The sequence below is a fragment of the Avibacterium endocarditidis genome (assembly GCF_965138825.1).
In the GTDB taxonomy this organism is placed as follows: domain Bacteria; phylum Pseudomonadota; class Gammaproteobacteria; order Enterobacterales; family Pasteurellaceae; genus Avibacterium; species Avibacterium endocarditidis.
Genome location: NZ_CBCSDH010000010.1, coordinates 80,334 through 99,929, shown reverse-complemented (window position 1 = coordinate 99,929; position 19,596 = coordinate 80,334). Strand labels below are relative to the sequence as shown.

17 protein-coding genes, 2 pseudogenes and 1 riboswitch are annotated in these 19,596 nt (G+C 39.2%); of the genes and pseudogenes, 10 read left to right on the top strand and 9 right to left on the bottom strand.

Annotated elements, in window-relative coordinates; genetic code table 11:
- Positions 1-88: pseudogene (locus tag ACNAV8_RS07420) on the bottom strand (IS1595 family transposase); the annotation flags it as partial.
- Between the two features lie 107 nt (positions 89-195).
- Between ACNAV8_RS07420 and ACNAV8_RS07415 the strand changes: the two are divergent.
- The 5 genes and pseudogenes from ACNAV8_RS07415 (at position 196) to ACNAV8_RS07395 (ending at position 5,692) form a co-directional block, all read left to right on the top strand.
- Positions 196-771: a PgaA family protein gene (locus ACNAV8_RS07415; RefSeq protein ID WP_103855659.1), complete on the top strand. Its 576-nt coding sequence runs from the start codon at positions 196-198 to the stop codon at positions 769-771.
- A gap of 31 nt (positions 772-802) precedes the next feature.
- Complete coding sequence (locus tag ACNAV8_RS07410; protein WP_103855658.1) at positions 803-2,182, top strand: PgaA family protein; 1,380 nt, start codon at positions 803-805, stop codon at positions 2,180-2,182.
- Positions 2,172-4,104, top strand: a pseudogene (gene pgaB, locus ACNAV8_RS07405) (poly-beta-1,6-N-acetyl-D-glucosamine N-deacetylase PgaB). Before ACNAV8_RS07410 ends, pgaB begins: the two are co-directional and overlap by 11 nt.
- Positions 4,105-4,200: 96 nt before the next feature.
- The gene (gene pgaC, locus ACNAV8_RS07400; RefSeq protein ID WP_415777477.1) at positions 4,201-5,340 is read left to right on the top strand and encodes a poly-beta-1,6-N-acetyl-D-glucosamine synthase; all 1,140 of its coding nucleotides are present in this window, start codon (positions 4,201-4,203) and stop codon (positions 5,338-5,340) included.
- A 64-nt stretch (positions 5,341-5,404) separates the two neighbouring features.
- The gene (locus ACNAV8_RS07395) at positions 5,405-5,692 is read left to right on the top strand and encodes an ABC transporter substrate-binding protein (RefSeq protein ID WP_415777476.1); all 288 of its coding nucleotides are present in this window, start codon (positions 5,405-5,407) and stop codon (positions 5,690-5,692) included.
- A gap of 92 nt (positions 5,693-5,784) precedes the next feature.
- On the opposite strand, the gene ACNAV8_RS07390 is transcribed toward ACNAV8_RS07395, so the two are convergent.
- Both ACNAV8_RS07390 and ACNAV8_RS07385 read right to left on the bottom strand, forming a co-directional pair.
- On the bottom strand, positions 5,785-7,428 hold the full coding sequence (locus ACNAV8_RS07390) for a bifunctional metallophosphatase/5'-nucleotidase (protein ID WP_415777481.1): 1,644 nt from the start codon (positions 7,426-7,428) through the stop codon (positions 5,785-5,787).
- 145 nt (positions 7,429-7,573) lie between these two features.
- Positions 7,574-7,795 carry a hypothetical protein gene (locus ACNAV8_RS07385; RefSeq protein WP_103855080.1) on the bottom strand — a complete coding sequence of 74 codons (222 nt, stop codon included), beginning with the start codon at positions 7,793-7,795 and terminating at the stop codon, positions 7,574-7,576.
- A gap of 335 nt (positions 7,796-8,130) precedes the next feature.
- Between ACNAV8_RS07385 and ACNAV8_RS07380 the strand changes: the two genes are divergently transcribed.
- The gene (locus tag ACNAV8_RS07380; RefSeq protein ID WP_103855079.1) at positions 8,131-10,365 is read left to right on the top strand and encodes a nitric-oxide reductase large subunit; all 2,235 of its coding nucleotides are present in this window, start codon (positions 8,131-8,133) and stop codon (positions 10,363-10,365) included.
- 145 nt (positions 10,366-10,510) lie between these two features.
- On the opposite strand, the gene ACNAV8_RS07375 is transcribed toward ACNAV8_RS07380, so the two are convergent.
- Positions 10,511-11,137, bottom strand: a complete 627-nt coding sequence (locus tag ACNAV8_RS07375; protein ID WP_103855078.1) for an NAD(P)-dependent oxidoreductase — start codon at positions 11,135-11,137, stop codon at positions 10,511-10,513.
- Between the two features lie 146 nt (positions 11,138-11,283).
- Between ACNAV8_RS07375 and ACNAV8_RS07370 the strand changes: the two genes are divergently transcribed.
- A complete protein-coding gene (locus ACNAV8_RS07370) occupies positions 11,284-11,619 on the top strand; it encodes a winged helix-turn-helix transcriptional regulator (RefSeq protein ID WP_218564406.1) in 336 nt (111 codons plus the stop codon).
- Positions 11,620-11,739: 120 nt separating this feature from the next.
- Here ACNAV8_RS07370 and thrS read toward each other — a convergent pair whose 3' ends face one another.
- Both thrS and grxB read right to left on the bottom strand, forming a co-directional pair.
- Positions 11,740-13,680 carry a threonine--tRNA ligase gene (thrS, locus tag ACNAV8_RS07365; protein ID WP_103855077.1) on the bottom strand — a complete coding sequence of 647 codons (1,941 nt, stop codon included), beginning with the start codon at positions 13,678-13,680 and terminating at the stop codon, positions 11,740-11,742.
- Positions 13,681-13,906: 226 nt separating this feature from the next.
- Positions 13,907-14,557 carry a glutaredoxin 2 gene (grxB, locus tag ACNAV8_RS07360; RefSeq protein WP_103855076.1) on the bottom strand — a complete coding sequence of 217 codons (651 nt, stop codon included), beginning with the start codon at positions 14,555-14,557 and terminating at the stop codon, positions 13,907-13,909.
- A 151-nt stretch (positions 14,558-14,708) separates the two neighbouring features.
- On the opposite strand from grxB, the gene ACNAV8_RS07355 reads away from it, so the two are divergent.
- Positions 14,709-15,578 carry a fructosamine kinase family protein gene (locus tag ACNAV8_RS07355; protein WP_415777475.1) on the top strand — a complete coding sequence of 290 codons (870 nt, stop codon included), beginning with the start codon at positions 14,709-14,711 and terminating at the stop codon, positions 15,576-15,578.
- On the top strand, positions 15,575-16,222 hold the full coding sequence (gene hxpB / locus ACNAV8_RS07350) for a hexitol phosphatase HxpB (protein WP_103855074.1): 648 nt from the start codon (positions 15,575-15,577) through the stop codon (positions 16,220-16,222). Before ACNAV8_RS07355 ends, hxpB begins: the two co-directional genes overlap by 4 nt.
- Positions 16,223-16,266: 44 nt before the next feature.
- Here the strand turns inward: hxpB and ACNAV8_RS07345 are convergent, their stop codons facing one another.
- Genes ACNAV8_RS07345 through ACNAV8_RS07335 form a run of 3 tightly spaced genes read right to left on the bottom strand, consistent with a single transcriptional unit; the run spans position 16,267 to position 18,688 of the window.
- A complete protein-coding gene (locus ACNAV8_RS07345; RefSeq protein WP_415777474.1) occupies positions 16,267-17,211 on the bottom strand; it encodes an ABC transporter substrate-binding protein in 945 nt (314 codons plus the stop codon).
- An 8-nt stretch (positions 17,212-17,219) separates the two neighbouring features.
- Positions 17,220-17,975, bottom strand: coding sequence for an ABC transporter permease (locus tag ACNAV8_RS07340; RefSeq protein WP_415777473.1), 756 nt, complete (start codon positions 17,973-17,975; stop codon positions 17,220-17,222).
- Positions 17,975-18,688, bottom strand: coding sequence for an ABC transporter ATP-binding protein (locus tag ACNAV8_RS07335; protein WP_415777472.1), 714 nt, complete (start codon positions 18,686-18,688; stop codon positions 17,975-17,977). Before ACNAV8_RS07335 ends, ACNAV8_RS07340 begins: the two co-directional genes overlap by 1 nt.
- Before the next feature lie 79 nt (positions 18,689-18,767).
- Positions 18,768-18,858: riboswitch (TPP riboswitch) on the bottom strand.
- Positions 18,859-19,140: 282 nt separating this feature from the next.
- Between ACNAV8_RS07335 and ACNAV8_RS07330 the strand changes: the two genes are divergently transcribed.
- On the top strand, positions 19,141-19,362 hold the full coding sequence (locus ACNAV8_RS07330) for a hypothetical protein (RefSeq protein WP_103852586.1): 222 nt from the start codon (positions 19,141-19,143) through the stop codon (positions 19,360-19,362).
- Positions 19,363-19,596: the final 234 nt, after the last annotated feature.

Genomic DNA, 19,596 nt, shown 5'->3' with positions numbered 1-19,596 from the left:
CTGCCGTTCTTGCAGTAACTTCTGCGATAAAAAACTCCAGCAGTTTTTTCTGTATAGATTTCTTTAATTTACAATGTGTTATCTTCATTTTTGTAGTATAGCATTGTTGCTAATCTACTACAGCCCCTAAAATTTTATACCGCTCTACGCAGACGCAATCCACAAAACCCTGCGGGTTGGTTAGGAAGTGTGTTAGTGGAAACGGAATTGGGACAATATCAATCTGCCCAAGCACATTTAGCGCGTTATCGACAAAAATTCGGTAATGACGCGAGTGCGAAAGAAGCCCAAACAATCTTGCTCGATAAAACTCAACCTGATTTAGCAAAATTAGGGCGTTGGCAAGATCAACTAAAACAGGACCCTTCAAATCATAAACTTGCGTTAGAATTATATCGTCTTGCCTCTCGTAATCGAATCTTACCGTTACAGCAATCTTTAATGGCACAATACCCCGCTCTGTTTAATACAAAAGACAAAACCTGGGCAAAACATAGCGAAATTATCGCAAACTCAAAAGGCGACAATATTTCTGACCGCACTTTTCAGCAAAACTATGACAAACTTAGCAAACTCTTATCGACAATTGATAGAGAAAATCCACTATATCAATTAGCCTTGCAAGATCGCTTAGTGCTAGCAGCAAAATTAAACCGTTTAGATTGGGTGAAGGAAAATTATACAGCGCTAGGACGACTTGGCAAACCAATGCCCGCTTATACTAAAGAAGCTTATGCAGATACTTTATTAGCAAGCGGCAGCTCAAGCTAATCAGCCAGTACGTTCATCTTTACTGTTTAAATTGATCAATGCATCAAGTGATGCGGGTTATTTTGATCAAGCACAGAGTTACCTTTCTAGAATAAATCCAGCGCCTTTCATTAATGATTACACTCGCACGATGCGGATCATAAATCCTGAAGTTGATCAGCGTTTCTTTACTCACGTTAATTTAATGAATTGGCGTGGAGATAAACAAGGCGCAGCTGACATTTTACAAGCACGTTTAAATCACGCGGGCGGTGATGCTTGGGCAATACTTGCTCTTAGTGAAATTGAGTGTAGTCGCGGTAATTATCAAAAAGCATTAAATTTAACGAAAAAAGCAAGTGCGTTTTTGCAATCCCAAGATCAACTGTTTGTTAAACAAAACCAAGCTTATACTGCCTTAGAACAGGAAGATTGGCATTTAGCGAGTAAATTGGTAAATGGCTTTAATGCTGAAGAAAAAGTACGCTCAAAAAATCTATTAGAACAATATGAATTGCGTCGCTCAGCACGTTTTATCGCTAATTTTAACATACAGCATCAAACACCAAATGCAAAACAAAGCGATGAAATCACACAAGATTATATGCTTTATTCAGCGAAAACTGAAATGGGGCATTCTGCCTATGTACATTACTTAATTACACAATCGCCAACTAATGAAGACAAAATGCGTCAACAACGCGCTGGTGTTGGTGTTGGTGTTGGTGTTGGTGTTGCATTAAATTTTTATCCGCTAATGTTGAACATAGAAGCAGGAAAAGGAATTCAGTTAAATAATAAAGCCTATTACAGCGCTAATTTATCTTATGAAATCAATGATAATTGGCAGTTCGGATTAAATGGCAATATCAACGGTAGTAGTTTCCCTGTAAAAGGTATAAAAAACGGTATCTATACAAAAGATTTTGGAGTGTTTGTTACTTATAGCTATAACGATCGTTTCCTGCTTGGAATTAACATAAACCAAATGAATTTTGATGACGGCAACCGCCGTAAATCTCTCACTACTTGGGCTGGTGCAGAAGTATTTAAACACGATCGTTGGAAACTGACTGCTAATTTCCGTTGGGATATTCAGCACAACCACTTGATAGCTGATGCCGATGATTATAATCCTGAACGAAGCCGTAATTTAGAATTGACGACAAATTTGAGCTATTACCAGCCATTAAATTATGGGGTAGCATTTACTCACCATTTAAAAACTGGGGTTGGACGTTTTGCTCAAACAGAGCATAGTAGCCAGAATTCTTGGTCAGTAGCTTATGGTCACGAATGGCGTTTAGGTAAACGTATTTCAGTCTCTTACCAACTAGGGCGTAAAAAAATATTTATGATGGCGAAGCTGAATTTAATAACTTCGCAAATCTCGGTTTCTCAGTATTATTTTAGGACTTATGATGTTTTTTAAGAAAATTTCTCATGTTTTTTTGACCGCTCTTTCATTTACTGCTGTAGCAGTAAATGCTTTTGCGGCAACAGATTATAGTGTATTGGCTTATCATTCTGTGATTGATGAATCAGCCCCTGCAAAAGAACAGTTTTATGTGCCACAAACCATTCCTGCAAGTACACTAATTAATCAATTTAATTGGTTAAAAGAGAATGGTTATCACGTTATTAGTTGGCAACAAGTAATAGATGCTGAGCAAGGAAAAGGGGAATTGCCTGAAAAAGCTGTTCTACTTACCTTTGATGATGGCTATGAAACAATGTACAGCACAATCTTTCCATTATTGAAAGCCTATCATTATCCTGCGGTATTTGCCCCTGTAACTAGCTGGATAAGCACCCCAGCAGGAAGTAAGGTAGATTATGGTACGAAACAAAAACTGGATCGTTCAGCTTTTACTACTTGGAATAAAATTCGTGAAATGCACGAAAGTGGTTTAGTAGAAATAGCCTCTCATACGCACGATTCTCACCATGGTGTATTGGCTAATCCTGCTGGTAGCCAGCTTCCTGCAATGATTGCACCGATCTACCAAAATGGGAAATATGAAACAAGAGAACAATATCACAATCGTATTCAAAAAGATCTACAAACATCAGTGGATTTAATCGCCCAATATACGGGACAAAAACCACGTGTTATGGTTTGGCCCTATGGACAATTTACTGACGCTACGGTCAATGCCGCAATGCAAACCGGAATGACACATCATTTTTCTCTTGATGCAGAAAAAATTAATCAGGTTGGTGATAAACATATTGGGCGCTTATTACTTGATGCAGAAACAGATTTAAATACCATTGCGAATTACTTGAATGGACGACGTGATAACCAAAAAGTGCAACGTGTTATTCATGTAGATTTAGACTATGTTTATGATCCAAATCCAGTACAGCAAAAGAAAAATTTTGATGCTTTAATTGAACGTGTACATCGTTATGGAGTAACAACGGTATATTTACAAGCCTATGCTGATGAAGACGGTAATGGTGTAGCAGATAAATTATATTTCCCTAATCGTTATTTGCCTGTAAAAGCGGATCTGTTCAGCCAAGTTGCTTGGCAACTAATGATACGTACTCACGTTAATGTTTATGCTTGGCTGCCGACTTTTGCTTTTGATTTGCGCAATTCGGATCAACAAGTAGATTATATTGTGGACAATCGGACAGGAAAACCAGCCCCAAATCATTATTTACGTTTATCGCCATACAGCAAAAAAAATCTGCAAATTATTCGTGATATTTATAACGATCTTTCATTTTATGCCAAATTTGACGGTATCTTATTTCACGATGATGCCTTCATGACGGATTTTGAAGGAAAAGTAAGTGGAGAGAATTATGCTGCGCGCGGGGAAATTAGCCCTGAAGCTAAACAGAAAACACAGGATCTCATCAAAGCAACATTAAGTTTTAAACAAGCTTTAGAACCTTATTTTTTTATCAGGAAAAAGTGCGGTGAAAACTGCACGCAATATTTATGCTTCTGTAGTAAATACCCCAGAGGCGGAAGAATGGTTTGCACAAAGTTTGCCCGCGTTTACACAAGCTTATGATACCACCGCAATTATGGCGATGCCTTATATGGAAAATGAACAAACCATTTCTCAAGGTAAAGCAGCAGATTGGTTAGATGATTTAATTCAAAATGTAAAAAAATCTGCCGTACCGATGAATAAAGTTCTATTTGAATTTCAGAGCGTAAATTGGCGAACAAATAAATTTATTCCAGAATCTGAAATGATTAACTGGATCAAATTGCTTGAACTCAACGGTATTTATAGTTTTGGTTATTACCCTGATAACTTTTTATTAAATAAACCTAATTTAGAACAAATGCGTCCTTATGTTTCAGGAAATCCTATCCCTGTAAAATAATTTTTGACGCAATTATATTTATAACTAAGGAACAGTTTATGATTAACACAATCTTAGATTGTGTTGGGTATTTTCGTCTTTATGTACCCAGCAGTAATGGCAATTTACTGGTCAGTTTCTGGTATTATCTATTTCATTTTTAAAGAAAAACGTGGGAAATTAACTGAATTTTCTGCATTGCCCACAGAGCAAATTCCTTTAGTGAGTATAATGATACCTTGCTATAACGAATCAGATAATCTAGATGAATCAATCCCTCATCTGCTTAATTTAGATTATCCAAATTACGAGCTCATTTTTATTAATGATGGAAGCCGTGATAACACTGGTGAGATTATTGATCGCTGGGCAACAAAAGATAGTCGAATTATCGCTCTTCATCAAAAAAACTCTGGCAAGGCTAGTGCATTAAATAATGCGTTAACGATTGCTAAAGGAAAATATGTTGCTTGTATTGATGGCGATGCCATTTTGGATTATTCCTCAATCGATTATATGGTGCAAGTCTTAGAAAATAACCCTAAATATGGTGCTGTAACTGGGAATCCGCGTGTACGCAATCGTAGCACGATTTTGGGACGGCTACAGGTTTCTGAATTTAGTTCAATTATCGGTTTAATCAAACGTGCACAAAGTTTAATGGGGACAATTTTTACTGTGTCTGGTGTATGTTGTTTATTTCGTGCTGATCTTATGCATCAAGTTGATGGCTGGGGTACCAATATGATTACTGAGGATATTGATGTCAGCTGGAAATTACAAACGGCTGGCTATGATATTTATTATGAACCTCGTGCGTTATGCTGGGTATTGATGCCAGAAACACTTAGAGGATTATGGAAACAGCGTTTACGTTGGGAACAAGGTGGTGCTGAAGTAATAATGAAATATTTTCCAGTTGTATGGCGAATGAGGAATCGCCGTCTATGGCCAATGTATGTAGAATATTTTGTTACTGCGATTTGGGCTATTTTCCTTGTGATCACTACTTTTCTTAGCATACTGACTTTCTTTATGGATGTACATATTAGTCAGTGGATAAATGTATCCATTTTTAAATCCAGTATCACAATCTTATTTTCAACATTCTTCTTACAATGTTTATTTAGTCTTTATATTGATAGTCGTTATGAAAAAGGCTTAATACGCTATGTGTTCCCTTGTATTTGGTATCCTTGGGCATATTGGTTACTCAACAACACTATTAATAGGTATTCCCAAAGCACTTTTTCGTAATAAATCAAAACATGCGGTTTGGATAAGTCCAGATCGAGGAGTTTAATAAATTAAAGGAGAAAAAATGGCAAGTCTTGAATTGCAAAAACAAATGATCATTAATAAGCGTAATCTTAATTGGCGGTTAAAAACCAAAAGCTATGCGCTTGACATACTCACTTGGGCAATATGGGTATACATGATGTACTTTATTGTTCAGAACTGGGAGTTCATTACGACTAGACCTATGTTTGAACAATTTAGATTATTTGAGATTATGTTCTTAATGACAGGCTTAGTATTTTGTCTATTATTTATAGCGGTAAGTTGGTCTTTTATCTCTAAAAATACTAAACTACCTCTGTCTCAGTGATACGCTAAAAAAGTGGCTTTTATAGCCACTTTTTATTTTTTCTCCCCACAAAAAAATTCTGAAAATTTTAACCGCACTTTAATATTTATACTTTAATCTAACCCAATAATTTTCCAGCGATTATGGCTTTTACCTTCAACTTTTCCTTTTTTAACTTCGCGGATATAATTCATCATCATATTTTGAATTGTGCCATTCTCCTGCCCTAATGCAACTTTAGACTCCCATAGTAATGGAATTTGTTGTCCATCAAAAATGCCTCCTTTTTTAATTAATTGTCCAAAACGATAAGAATTCATTCCTACTTTAAGTTTCATATCATCAGTAACTGGACGACCATCAGCTAAACGGAGGTTTACAATTTTATGTCCTTGCGGATTACGCAAATCAATTTGATAACTTACACCACCAAATAAATCAAAAGTAACATATTTGGATTTAGCGCGTTTTGCGTTGTAACGATAGGTGTTATCTCCAGGTTCAAGGGTATCAAAATAATCGGCAGACCATTCCATATATTGTTTGAGTTGCTTTCCTGTCATCTCATAAACGCTAACATCACCGCCAGCATAACGATAATTGTAGATAATGTCTTTTTTCTTAATGTCCCCTTTTTCTAAGCGGACATTCTGGTGATCAAAGGCAAAGGAAACAACATCAGCCTGACTATAATATTGTTCTACATCGTGGATAAAAGAAGACAGCCCCGTATCTTGAGAAAAAGCAAAAGATACACCATGGTTTTCACCTTGGGGTACCATTGTATTTTCTGTTTTTCCTATAATCACATTATTTAAACGACGTAATTCATCATGATAAGGCTGATAAATTTTAATAATTTCTTCATCAGCTTGTAGATCTTTTACTGGAACCGTTTTTGCAGTTTTATTTATCAGTTTAACCTGACTATTTTCGACGTCAAAAGTAAGATCTACTTCTGAAACCACTGTACCATAACGATGTGGCTCCGTGATCAATGTATCTTTAATAGTTACACTAGGAATATTTTTATGCATATGTCCAGCGATAATCACATCAATGCCATCCATTGCATTGACAAGATCAGCAACACCTGTATCTGGAATATTATTTTCATTTTCAATTCCCATATGAGCCAAAACCACAATCGCATCAACCCCTTTCTGCTTTAATTGGATAATTTGTTTTTTAGTTTCTTCAATAGGAGAAGTAAAAGTCATTTGATCAAGATAGCCAGTATCTAGCTCAAAAGTGGCAGACATTGGCGTAGTCAAACCAATCACGCCAATTTTCACTCCGTCTTTTTCAATTATCGTAGTTGGCTTAAGATAACGGCGACCATCTTTATAGTAAAAATTTGCTGTTAGCTTTTGAGCTTGCATATCTTTTAGAATTTCATCTAGTGCTGTCATACCAAAATTGAATTCGTGATTTCCTAGAATGAAAATATCGTATTTCATCTGGTTAAGTATTTTAGGAATGGGATTATTTTTATAATGTTCAGCAGTTTTAGCGAATACTTCCACCTGATTATCTTGAATTGCATCACCAATATCCACTAGAACAACATTAGGATTATTTTTACGAACCTCGTTCACATAAGTGGAAATTTGAGCATAAGAACCCGAAGGATCAGCAATATCCGCACCATAGCTCCAAGGCACAACCCGACCATGCACATCTGAAGTACCTAAAATTTTGATATTCACTTCTTTCCCAACAGTAATACTTATGGAAGAAAGTGCAAGAATAGTCATAAAAAGTTTTTTCACAGTGCCTCCTACTACATAGAATGGATTAAAACTTATTGAGGTTTTGTAAAACATAGAAGATTATCAACAAGTTAAATATTTTATAGTGAGCATAAAAAACCTGCTTATTCTCACAAGCAGGTTTTTATTCTTAGCTCACTACATAAGGAATGTTGGTGATGCCTGATTCAGCTAAAGCAGCAATGACATCAGGAGCTTCCACATTCTCACCAAAAACAGCAACGACTTCTGCTACATCTTCACCTTTTTGCTTAGTTTCTTCAGCAGACAACGCACCGATATTTAGTAATTCTGACACTAAATCATGGGCAAAAATGCGAGTTGTTGTAAAAGTAATAGTTAAGTTACTCATAAAAATTTCCTTTGTAAATAATAAATCAAACAATAGCCTTTGCTATTGCTACGCTGGCGATTTTAGCATTATCTCCTTATAACAAGCGATAAATATTTTTGAAATTTATTGGGATTTTTAACCGCACTTTATTTCAGGTTATTCTTACTTCTTAAAAAGGAAGAAATTTCTGACAAAATTTGATCTAAGACAAAGAAATGCTATTTTACTCTGCATAGTAAAAAATACTTGATAAAATTAGTCGGGTATTAATTCGTACTGTCATATGGCTATCATTTGACAGTATTTTTCTGAGCTGCAAATGCTCTATTTACTTAAAACTATGGAGATTTATTATGGGGCAATACAAAAAGCTCTGGTACACCTTAATTGTGGTGCTTATCGGCGCATTTTCTATTCTCGGTTATTTTGGAGTGGATATTTATCGTGAAGCACCACCCATTCCAGAAAAATATGTCAATGCCAATGGCGAAACCTTGATAACTAAACAAGATATTTTGCAAGGCCAAACGGCGTGGCAAACAACTGGGGGAATGCAACTTGGCTCAATTTGGGGACACGGTGCTTACCAAGCACCCGATTGGACGGCAGACTGGTTACACCGAGAACTCACCAATTGGTTAGACATTACCGCACAAAAAGAATTTGGTAAAAATTTTGATGCGTTAGATGATGATCAAAAGGCTGTATTACAATCTCGCTTAACCCGCGAATATCGTGGTAGCAAAGTTGAAAATGGTGCGGTGCAATTATCTGATACTCGTCAGCAAGCTATTGAAAAAACAGCACAGTATTATATTTCCTTATACGGTGATGATCCGCAATTTAAACTCACTCGCGATCATTTTGCGATGAAAGATAACACTCTGCCGGCATTATCGGATCGTCAAGATTTAACCAAGTTTTTCTTCTGGACAGCTTGGACTGCTTCGGCTAATCGTCCAAATACAGATGCCACTTACACCAATAACTGGCCGCACGAACCACTCATTAATAATGTGCCAACGGCAGAAAATATTATGTGGTCAATTGCCAGTATCGTTTTCTTAATCCTAGGGATTGGAATGATGGTTTGGGTGTGGGCATTCAAGAAAAAAGAAGATGAAAAAGATCCAACACCAGATGTGGTTGATCCGCTCACTAAAATTCAGCTTACCCCTTCACAAAAAGCCTTAGGTAAATATCTATTCACCGTGGTCGCATTATTCATTGCACAAGTTACCTTTGGTACAATCGTGGCCCATTACACGGTAGAAGGACAAGATTTCTACGGTATTCCACTTTCTGAATATTTACCTTATTCCTTAATTCGCACTTGGCACGTTCAAAGTGCATTATTCTGGATCGCAATGGCATTCTTAGCTGGTGGCTTATTCCTTGCACCGATTATCAATGGTGGCAAAGATCCAAAATATCAAAAACTCGGTGTCGATATTCTATTTTGGGCGCTAGTTGTCTTAGTTGTGGGATCATTTACTGGTAGCTATTTAGCGATTGCCCACCAAATTCCAAAAGAACTGAGCTTTATGTTCGGTCATCAAGGCTATGAATTTATTGATCTAGGACGTTTCTGGCAAGCAGTAAAATATGCAGGTATTTTATTCTGGCTAATCCTAATGCTACGCGGCACTATCAATGCCTTTAAACAACCTGGCGATAAAAACCTACTCGCCTTGTTCTTTGCTTCTGTTATCGCCATTGGTTTATTCTATGGCCCGGCCTTATTCTATGGCGAACACACTCATTTATCTGTGATGGAATATTGGCGCTGGTGGGTAGTACACCTTTGGGTTGAGGGCTTCTTTGAAGTATTCTCTGTGGCGGCACTTTCCTTTATTTTCGTAAGTTTAGGCTTAGTTTCACGCCGCACTGCAACCGTTTCCACTATTGCGTCAGCATCAATCTTCTTAATTGGAGGTATTCCTGGCACATTCCACCACCTATATTTTGCAGGGGCTACCACACCAATTATCGCCGTTGGCGCATCGTTCTCCGCGTTAGAAGTTGTACCGCTCGTGTTACTCGGTTATGAAGCTTGGGAGCATTGGTCAATGCAACAAAAAGCACCTTGGATGGAACGCTTAAAATGGCCTATTTACTGCTTTGTCGCCGTGGCGTTTTGGAATATGTTAGGCGCTGGCGTATTTGGTTTCTTAATCAATCCACCTATTTCGCTTTACTATGTCCAAGGGCTAAACACAACAGCAGTACACGCACACGCTGCGTTATTTGGGGTTTATGGCTTCCTTGCTCTTGGCTTTGTGTTTCTCATCGTGCGTTACTTACGCCCAAGCATTCAATTTGATGACAAACTGATGAAATTTGGTTTCTGGAGTTTAAATATCGGCTTAGTCGTGATGATTATTTCAAGCCTTTTACCAATTGGCGTAATCCAAGCGCACGCCAATATGGTACACGGTTTATGGTATGCACGCGGTGAAGAATTTATGCAGCAAGATCTTTTCGTTACCCTACGCTGGGTGCGTATCCTAGGCGATGTGATTTTCGGCTTAGGCGCGCTTGCCTTCTTCTGGCAAATGGTGAAAATGGTTTTTGCAAGACAGAAATAATCCATATATCAAATAAAAATCCTCACTGATATGTGGGGATTTTTTAGGCTCAGTTTATACAAAAATTGTAAAAAATAAGTGCGGTGAAAAATTCCAAAATTTTCTACCGCACTTTGTTTTTTAAGGATTCTACGTTTTCAGAAACTTACGACAACACCGAAATTCGTTCGCGAATGTGCTTACCATTCAATGCTTCATCAATCATTGCAATGGCGTAATCAGCATAGCTCACATAGCTTTCGCCTTTTTCATTCACACTGAACACTTCTCCAGCCAATCGGTATGCGCCTGTTTTTTCCCCTTCAGGATCAAACACCGCTGCTGGGCTAAGATAAGTCCATTGCACATCATCACGCTTACGCAATTCTGCCAATGCCTGTGCCATTGCTTGGGCTATAGGTTTATATTCCGCTGGGAAATCTGGCGTATCAACAAGTTGTACGGCTAGGCTAGCATCAGTATAAAGGCTACCAGCTCCGCCTACAACAAGCAAACGCACCTTTGTTCCCGCCAAAATATCACATAAATGGGCAAGCGATGTGCTATGTTGTGGTAAAGTTTCTGGCGTCCACGTAGCAAAAGCATCAATCACCACATCAAAGCCTGCAAGATCCGCTTTGGTTAAATCAAACAAATCTTTTTTAAGCACTTGTTGTGCCGCGCTGTGATTTTCACCGCGTACCACTGCGGTAACATCTAAACCTCGCGCTACTGCTTCAACTACGATCAAACGCCCTGCTTTTCCATTTGCACCAATTACTGCGACTTTCATTTTTTTCTCCTGTTTAATGATAAAAATTGTTGTATCTCGTTTTTGTTGAGCGTGATAATATCTCTCTATCAAACAAAAAGAAAGTAAGCGCCAAAAAGTGCAGTAGTTACCTTAGAGAAACTCATATTGAAAAATAAGGAAAAATTGTGAAAGAAAAAGAGAAAAAATTACCTGATTGTGAAGTAGAAATTACCTTAATGATGATGAGCGAACGCTGGCGTGTGTTAATTATTCGTGAATTATTATCTGGCACAAAGCGTTTTGGTGAATTGAAAAAAACCTTAACTGGCATTTCGCAAAAAGTGCTAACGGCGAATTTAAGGGCAATGGAAACCCAAGGATTATTAACGCGAAAAGTCTATGCAGAAGTGCCACCAAGGGTGGAATACACCCTGACAGAAGACGGTAAAAGCTTAAAAAGTGTGCTGACTGCAATGGCGGCGTGGGGTGAGAATTATCGTCAAAAATATCAAGAGAAATAAAATCTGGAAAAAATCACCGCACTTATTAAAAACGCCCCTTAAAAGTGCGGTGATTTTTCGGTAGTTTTTTATTACAAAATAAAAGCGAGCATTTAGCTCGCTTTCTTATTTTTTTGTGAATTAATCTTGTCCAAGCTCACCAAGCAATTTTAATTCTCGGTTTTTCACTTGGTTTTTCAGAATTTCGGTGAATTCTGCCACGGTGAACGTGCCTAAATCAGCACCTTTACGGGTACGCACGGCAATTTTGCCCTCGGCAATTTCTTTATCACCACAGACTAACATATAAGGCACACGTTTTAAGGTGTGTTCGCGGATTTTAAAGCCGATTTTCTCATTGCGTAAATCTGCTTTGGCACGCAAGCCTGCGTCAGAAAGGGCTTTCACCACGTCTTTCACATAATCCGCTTGGCTGTCGGTAATGTTCATCACTACCGCTTGGGTTGGTGCAAGCCAAGGTGGGAAGAAACCTGCGTAATCTTCGGTGATAATTCCGATAAAACGCTCTAATGACCCTAAAATCGCACGGTGGATCATCACTGGCGTTCTGCGGTCATTATCTTCCGCCACATAAGAGGCATTTAAGCGACCCGGTAAGGCGAAATCAAGCTGGATTGTGCCACATTGCCATTCACGATCAAGGCTATCACGCAAGGCAAATTCGATCTTCGGCCCATAAAATGCCCCTTCGCCCTCTTGGATTTCATAATCTAAACCATTGTGTTTTAACGCATTGGCTAAGCCTTGCTCTGCTCTGTCCCACATTTCATCAGAACCGATGCGCTTTTCTGGACGAGTAGAAAGTTTTACTTGAATGTTGTTGAAACCAAAGGTGCTGTAAATATCGTAAACCATACGGATACAGCTGGTTACTTCGCTTTCAATTTGATCTTCTGTACAGAAAATATGTGCGTCATCTTGAGTAAAACCGCGTACACGCATTAAACCGTGCAATGAACCTGATGGCTCGTTACGGTGGCACGAACCAAATTCCGCCATACGAATAGGCAGATCACGATAAGATTTCAAGCCTTGGTTAAAAATTTGCACGTGTCCCGGGCAATTCATTGGCTTGATGGCATATTCACGGTTTTCTGATGAAGTCGTGAACATTAAATCGCCGTAGTTTTGCCAATGCCCTGTTTTTTCCCACAGAACGCGATCCATCATAAATGGGCCTTTCACTTCTTGGTAATCGTACTCTTTCAATTTAGTACGCACGAAGGTTTCCAGCTCACGGAAAATCGTCCAGCCGTCATTGTGCCAGAACACCATACCCGGTGCTTCTTCTTGCATATGGTAAAGATCAAGGGCTTTGCCGATTTTACGGTGATCGCGTTTTGCTGCTTCTTCTAAGCGTTGTAAATAGGCCGCTAATTGTTTTTTATCCGCCCACGCTGTGCCGTAAATACGCTGTAACATCTTGTTTTTGCTGTCACCACGCCAGTATGCACCCGCCACTTTTTGTAATTTAAAGTTATGGCAGAAACGCATATTTGGCACGTGCGGCCCACGACACATATCAATATATTCTTGGTGATGATAAAGCGCTGGCGTTGCGGTTTTTTCGATGTTTTCATCTAAAATCGCCATTTTGTACGGCTCGCCACGCTGCTCAAACGTATCTCTTGCTTCTTGCCAACTTACTCGTTTTTTCACCACGTCATAGTTGGTTTTTGCCAGCTCGTGCATTCTTTTTTCAATGGCATCAAGATCTTCTTGCGTTAAAGAGCGGTCTAAATCCACGTCATAATAGAAACCGTTTTCAATGGTTGGCCCGATCGCCATTTTCACATCAGGGAAAAGCTGTTTAATTGCGTGTCCTAATAAATGCGCGCAAGAGTGGCGAATAATTTCTAATCCGTCTTCATCTTTTGCGGTGATGATTTCTAAATTGGCATCTTGATCAATCAGATCGCACGCATCACGGCGTTCACCGTTCACACGCCCAGCAATGGTCGCCTTGGCTAAACCTGCACCAATATCCTGCGCCACTTCAAGCACAGTAACGGGTTTATCAAATTGGCGCTGTGAGCCATCGGGTAAAGTAATAATTGGCATATTAAATCCTTATACAGTGGTTACCCATACGAGAGGTAACTTGTTGATTAAATTAAAAATAAAGTAAAAAGCACCGCACTTTGTTATACCTACAATGTATTTTTCGCACCGTGCTTTATAGGTTATCGAATTGCTTTTGCAATGACTTTCGATGCAAGCTCGTGATCATACGCTATTTTGCGCTGAAAACCAACTTTCTGCCCCATTTTACTGGGCTTTTTGTGGGTTAAACCGCTTTATCGAAATATAATTCCACTTGGGATAATTTTGCCATTGTTTCCACATAGGCTTTCACTTTCGGCGGGAACACAAGCCCTTTCACACAAGTGAGGTTACGCAGCATTGGGAAAAGCAAAATATCTTCCATAGAAAGCTGATCATTTGCGCCATTTTCTGACAAAATCAAATACTCAAGTGCGGTGAAATCTTGCTGTAATTTTTCGATATATTGAGCAGAATTTGCCAGATTTTCGGCGAAATCACCAATACTTTCAGTTTTCTTTTTAACGAAATAATCCACCGCACTTTGGGTAGCAAATTCAGGCAAGCCTAATTTCACAAAACGCGGTAATAAAAGATGATTATAATAACGGCTCACTGCCTGCATCCACGCTTGCAGATCGCTACGCACATCATCATCTGGCAACAACAGATCACCATAATTTTGATCCACATAATGGACAATATCCAAACTTTCTGGCATTGCCGTGCCGTCTTCTTTAATCAAAATTGGCGCCATTTTTTTGCCGATGAGTGATACTGGCGTGGCTTCATCATCACTCAATAACACTTGCTCTTCCACTGGCAAATTTTTCAAGCCAAAAATCATTCTGGCACGCACGCAGAATGGACAATGATCATAAACGTATAATTTCATTTTTTGCTCCTTACTAAACAATTAAGCGAATAGGCGCTACCTTACCGCAAATTTTTCTCCCCGCAAATAAAAAACTTGAAGTTCATCACAGATTATTTTGCCCATTTCCTTTATGATCAAGGCGTGGCGCAAGTTGAATATGGGGGGACTTATGTGGAAATCAATTTCTCAAGTTTTAGCCGAACATCTTGGTGCGTATTATTTTATCAAGCAAAAACGTAAAGTGCATACTGGCGAAATGCACGAAGCTTGGATTATTGATGATGGAATCCAGCCCGTTTTTGTGAAAATTAATGAAAAATCCTACCGCTCTATGTTTCGTGCCGAAGCCGATCAGCTGGAATTACTAGCCAAAACAGGGACAATTCAAGTACCGCAAGTTTACGGCGTAGGCTGTTCACAAAACCACAGTTTTTTACTGCTCGAAGCCCTTCCTTTCAGAGAACCGAACGCGCAATCAATGGCACAATTTGGCTCGCAATTAGCCAACTTGCACCAATGGGGCAATGCCGAGCATTACGGGCTCGATTTTGACACTTGGCTTGGGCCAGTTTATCAGCCAAATGGTTGGTCAGATAATTGGGCAAAATTTTTCAGCGAACAACGCATTGGCTGGCAATTACAGATCTGCAAAGAGAAAGGTTTAGCTTTTACTGATATTGATGAATTGGTCGCCGTTGTCGCCAAAGGGCTAGCCAAACATCAGCCAAAACCTGCCTTGTTGCACGGCAATCTTTGGATTGAAAACTGTGCAGTGGCAAATGGCCAACCTTTTACTTACGATCCCGCGTGTTACTGGGGCGATCACGAATGCGATCTGGCATTTAGTGAATTATTCCAGCCGTTTCCTGAAACATTCTATCAAAATTACCACCGCACTTTGCCGATTGATGAAGGCTATGCGCAACGCAAACCGCTTTATCAGCTTTATTATTTGTTAAATTTTAGTCATCGTTTTTCTGCTCATTATGTGGCGCTCACCAAAGCGATCATTGAAAAAATACTCAAGGGGAATCTATGAAATTTCAAGCAGTTATCTTCGATATGGACGGCGTTCTGATTGATTCCGAACCTTTTTGGAAACAAGCTGGCGTGGAAGTATTTGGGCAAATTGGTATTCCTGTTAGCTTGCAAGAAATGCAAGAACTCACGGGAATGCCAGCTCTTGGTATTGTCAAAACCGTTTATCAACGCTATCAAAAAACGCCTGTTCCTGTTGAAGAAATGGTAAAACGAATGAATGACTGTGCCATTTCAATGATTTTGGAAAATAAGCCCTTAATGCCAAATGTGCCAGAAACCCTTGAAAAACTCACCGCACTTGGTTGTAAGCTGGCGGTTGCTTCCGCTTCGCCACGCTATTTATTAGAACAAATCACTGAACGCTGCGGCATTGCATCTTATTTCCAGTATCTCTCATCAGCCACAGAATTAGATTACAACAAACCGCACCCGCAGGTTTATTTACACGCAGCCCATCAATTAGGTGTTGAACCCCAAGCCTGTTTAGGCATTGAAGATTCCGTGCTAGGAATGACCGCAGTGAAAGCCGCGTCAATGCGCTGCGCTGTTATCCCAGCTCCCGTTGAACGCACCGATCCGCGTTGGGCATTAGCGGATTATCAACTAGAACAGCTAGCTCAAATTCCTGAGATTTGTGCATAAAAAAGTGCGGTATTTTTCACCGCACTTTTTACCTAGCCTATTTCTTATTCCACTTGAATGGCATAATCAGACAATTTAGGAACCTGCTTAATCAGGCCTTGTTGCTGCATAAATTGTGCCATTTTCTCATAACGTGCGTTATCTAAGGCGCTTGGGCGTAAACTTAAACGTGGCAAGGTATCACGCCAAGCCAAGCGATTGAGTTCGTTGTCTAAATCTTGCGGTCTATAGCTCACAAACGCCTGCCAACTTTGTTGTGGGTGGTTTAAAATATAAACGCTGGCTTGTTCAAGTGCAGTCAAAAATGCACGAATTTTTTTCGCAGGAAGCTGATTTTTATTAGCCACAACAATCAATTCATCATACATTGGCACGCCCTGTTCTTCTGGATAAAACGCCTTGCCCGGTTTCTTTTCTATCTCCATCTGATTTAGCTTAAAATTACGAAATGCACCAATAACCGCATCGACTTGTCCGCTAAATAATGCGGGAGAAAGCGACCAATTCACGTTCACTAATTCCACATCATTTAAAGAAAGGTGGGTAGATTTCAACATTGCACCAAGTAACGCATCTTCAAAACCACTCACGGAATAACCGATCTTTTTCCCTTTTAAATCGGCAATCTGTTCAATACCGCTATCTTTTAGCACCACAAGGCTATTTAACGGCGTTGAAATTAAGGTGCCAACACGCACCAGCGGCAGCCCTTCTGCCACTTGCATTTGCAGCTGTGGCTGATAATCCACTGCTAAATCTGCCTGCCCTGCTGCCACTAATTTAGGGGGCATTGAAGGATCAGCGGGCTCGATAATCTCAACCTGCAACCCATTTTCCGCAAAAAAGCCTTTTTGCTGTGCCACAATAATGGCGGCGTGATCGGGATTAACAAACCAATCCAGCAATAAGGTTAATTTTTCTTTGGCTTGCACGCTAATGCTCATACCTAAAGCGAAAATTAAACTGCATAAATACCATTGTTTTTTCATTTTTTCTCCTAACGTAAATGACAGACCCAAGGAATAATGCGGTGAAGCAATTTATCTATCACGAAATACAGCAAGAGTGCGATAACCACCAAAATAAACAACGCCGCGAACATTAAGCTAATTTGAATTCGTGCATTGGCTTGCAACATTAAATAACCAAGCCCTTGTGATGATCCTACCCATTCCCCCACAATCGCTCCAATAGGGGCAACGGAAACCGCAATGCGCAAGCCCGAGGCTAACGCAGGCAAAGCGGCAGGTAAGCGAACCTTAAATAATAATTGCCTTGATAAAATTCCCATTGTTTTAGCCAGCTCTAACCATTGCTTTGGGGTGTTACGCAAGCCGTCATAACAAGCGGCGGTAACTGGGAAATAAATAATCAAAATAGTCATCGCAATTTTTGATGCAATGCCATAGCCAAACCAAAGCACCAATAATGGCGCAATAGCAAAAACAGGGATCGCCTGCGAGGCAATTAAAATGGGCAATAAAAAGGCTGAAAGTGTTCGTGAAGAAGCCAGCAATAAGGCTGAAAGCAAACCAAATAAAAATCCAAGCACCAGCCCTAATAAAATTTCCCATAAAGTAATTTTGGCGTGCATAAATAATAAAGCCCATTGTGAAGACACTTCATTTAGCACGGCAACAGGTTCAGGCAATAAATAATGTGGGATCGCAAAAATTGAAATCGCCCCTTGCCAGCACAAGGCGAAAAATAAGGTCATTATCAATGCTCGAAATAGGCTTTGCCACGACAACATTAATGTTCCCCCATTAACTGCTTAAATAAATATTGCTGTAATTGCCATAATTTCTCTTGCGAAAAATCTCTTGGCGCTTTGCCTTGCGGGCAAATGGGCGGTGAAAGCTGAACGGGTTGTTGGTGCAAAATATAGATTTTATCCGCTAGCAATAAGGCTTCTTGTGGATCGTGGGTGATAAGCAACACAGTTTTATCTGCTAATAAATGATGTGAAAGCTGCTGTAATTGCAAGCGGGTTACGGCATCTAACGCGGAAAAAGGTTCGTCCATTAAAATAATCTCTGCATCTTGCATTAGCGTTCGAGCCAACGCCACGCGCTGCCGCTGTCCGCCAGAAAGCTGATAACAAGGCTTATGCAAATGTTGTTCCATTTTCACCGCACTTAATAAAGTGCGGGCTTTTTCTTCCGTTTTTTTCGTTTTGCTATGAGTAAGATGCTGATAAAGCTGAACATTATCTAAAATAGACAGCCAAGGATACAAACTATCCTGCTGTGCAAGCCAAGCAATTTTGCCTGAACACTGAATGCGCCCTTGCACAATCGCCTGATTTTCTAACCCTGCAATGGCACGCAATAAGGTTGATTTTCCCACGCCTGATGCACCAAGCAACGCCACCCACTCCCCTTGTGATACGCTAAAATGAAAATGCTCAAACAAAGGTTGCTCAGCAAAACTGAGTTTAAGATCGGAAATTTCGATGGCTTTCATCGTTCATTCACCAATCAACGTAATGGAAAAAAGCCGTTAAAAATAAAAGAAGTGAGGTGAGAATTTAATAAGAAAAGAAGCGTTTGCATAATTAGTTTCCTACGTCAGTATTAGCTGTATCAGGTTCACGGGTATCATCTCAGCTTAAACAAGCACCCCGACTAATGCAAAACAGTGTAGCGGAAGTTCAAATAAAAATCAAAGTTTACAGACCAAAAAATTATATTTTTATAATATAACAAGAAATATTTAAAATTTATTTAAATATTGCCATCTTATGCTAAATAAAAGTCAATAAAATAACTATAACCCATTGATACACTTAATCTTTTCTCATACTGGTCGGAGAAGAATAAATATTGACTTTACTATTTAAAAGAGTATTCTGTATTACGAGTCAGACAGTATTGACTCATCTTTTTACAATTAAAATAACAACAAAGGAGTTCATTATGAAACTTAAATCTAAATTAGTATTAGGCGCTATGGCAGCATTCTTATCTTCACAAGTGCTTGCTTCCGCTGGTCAACCTGTACCTGTAGATCCTAGTGAATATGATGGTGTTGGTTGCACTAAAGAATATGAGCCAACTCCATATAAAAAGAAAGATGGTACAGTAGTGACTGCTCCTAACCGTTGTGTTGCTGCAAAATGGGCATCTGAAGGTTTATAATATACTGTTGTAGTATGTAGAAAGCCCTGTTAACCAAGGCTTTTTTATTGTTCATTATTCTTATAAACTTTTACTTACTCCTTAATTTTAAACATAAGAAAAACTCCTCTCCCACTTTAACAAAGTGGGATTTTTTTATCTTTAGTAAAATAATGTCGCCTAAAATTCTTGTGAAAAATCAATCTTTTTGTCTTTATCAACCTTACAAATCATAGCAATCTTTACCATTACCTG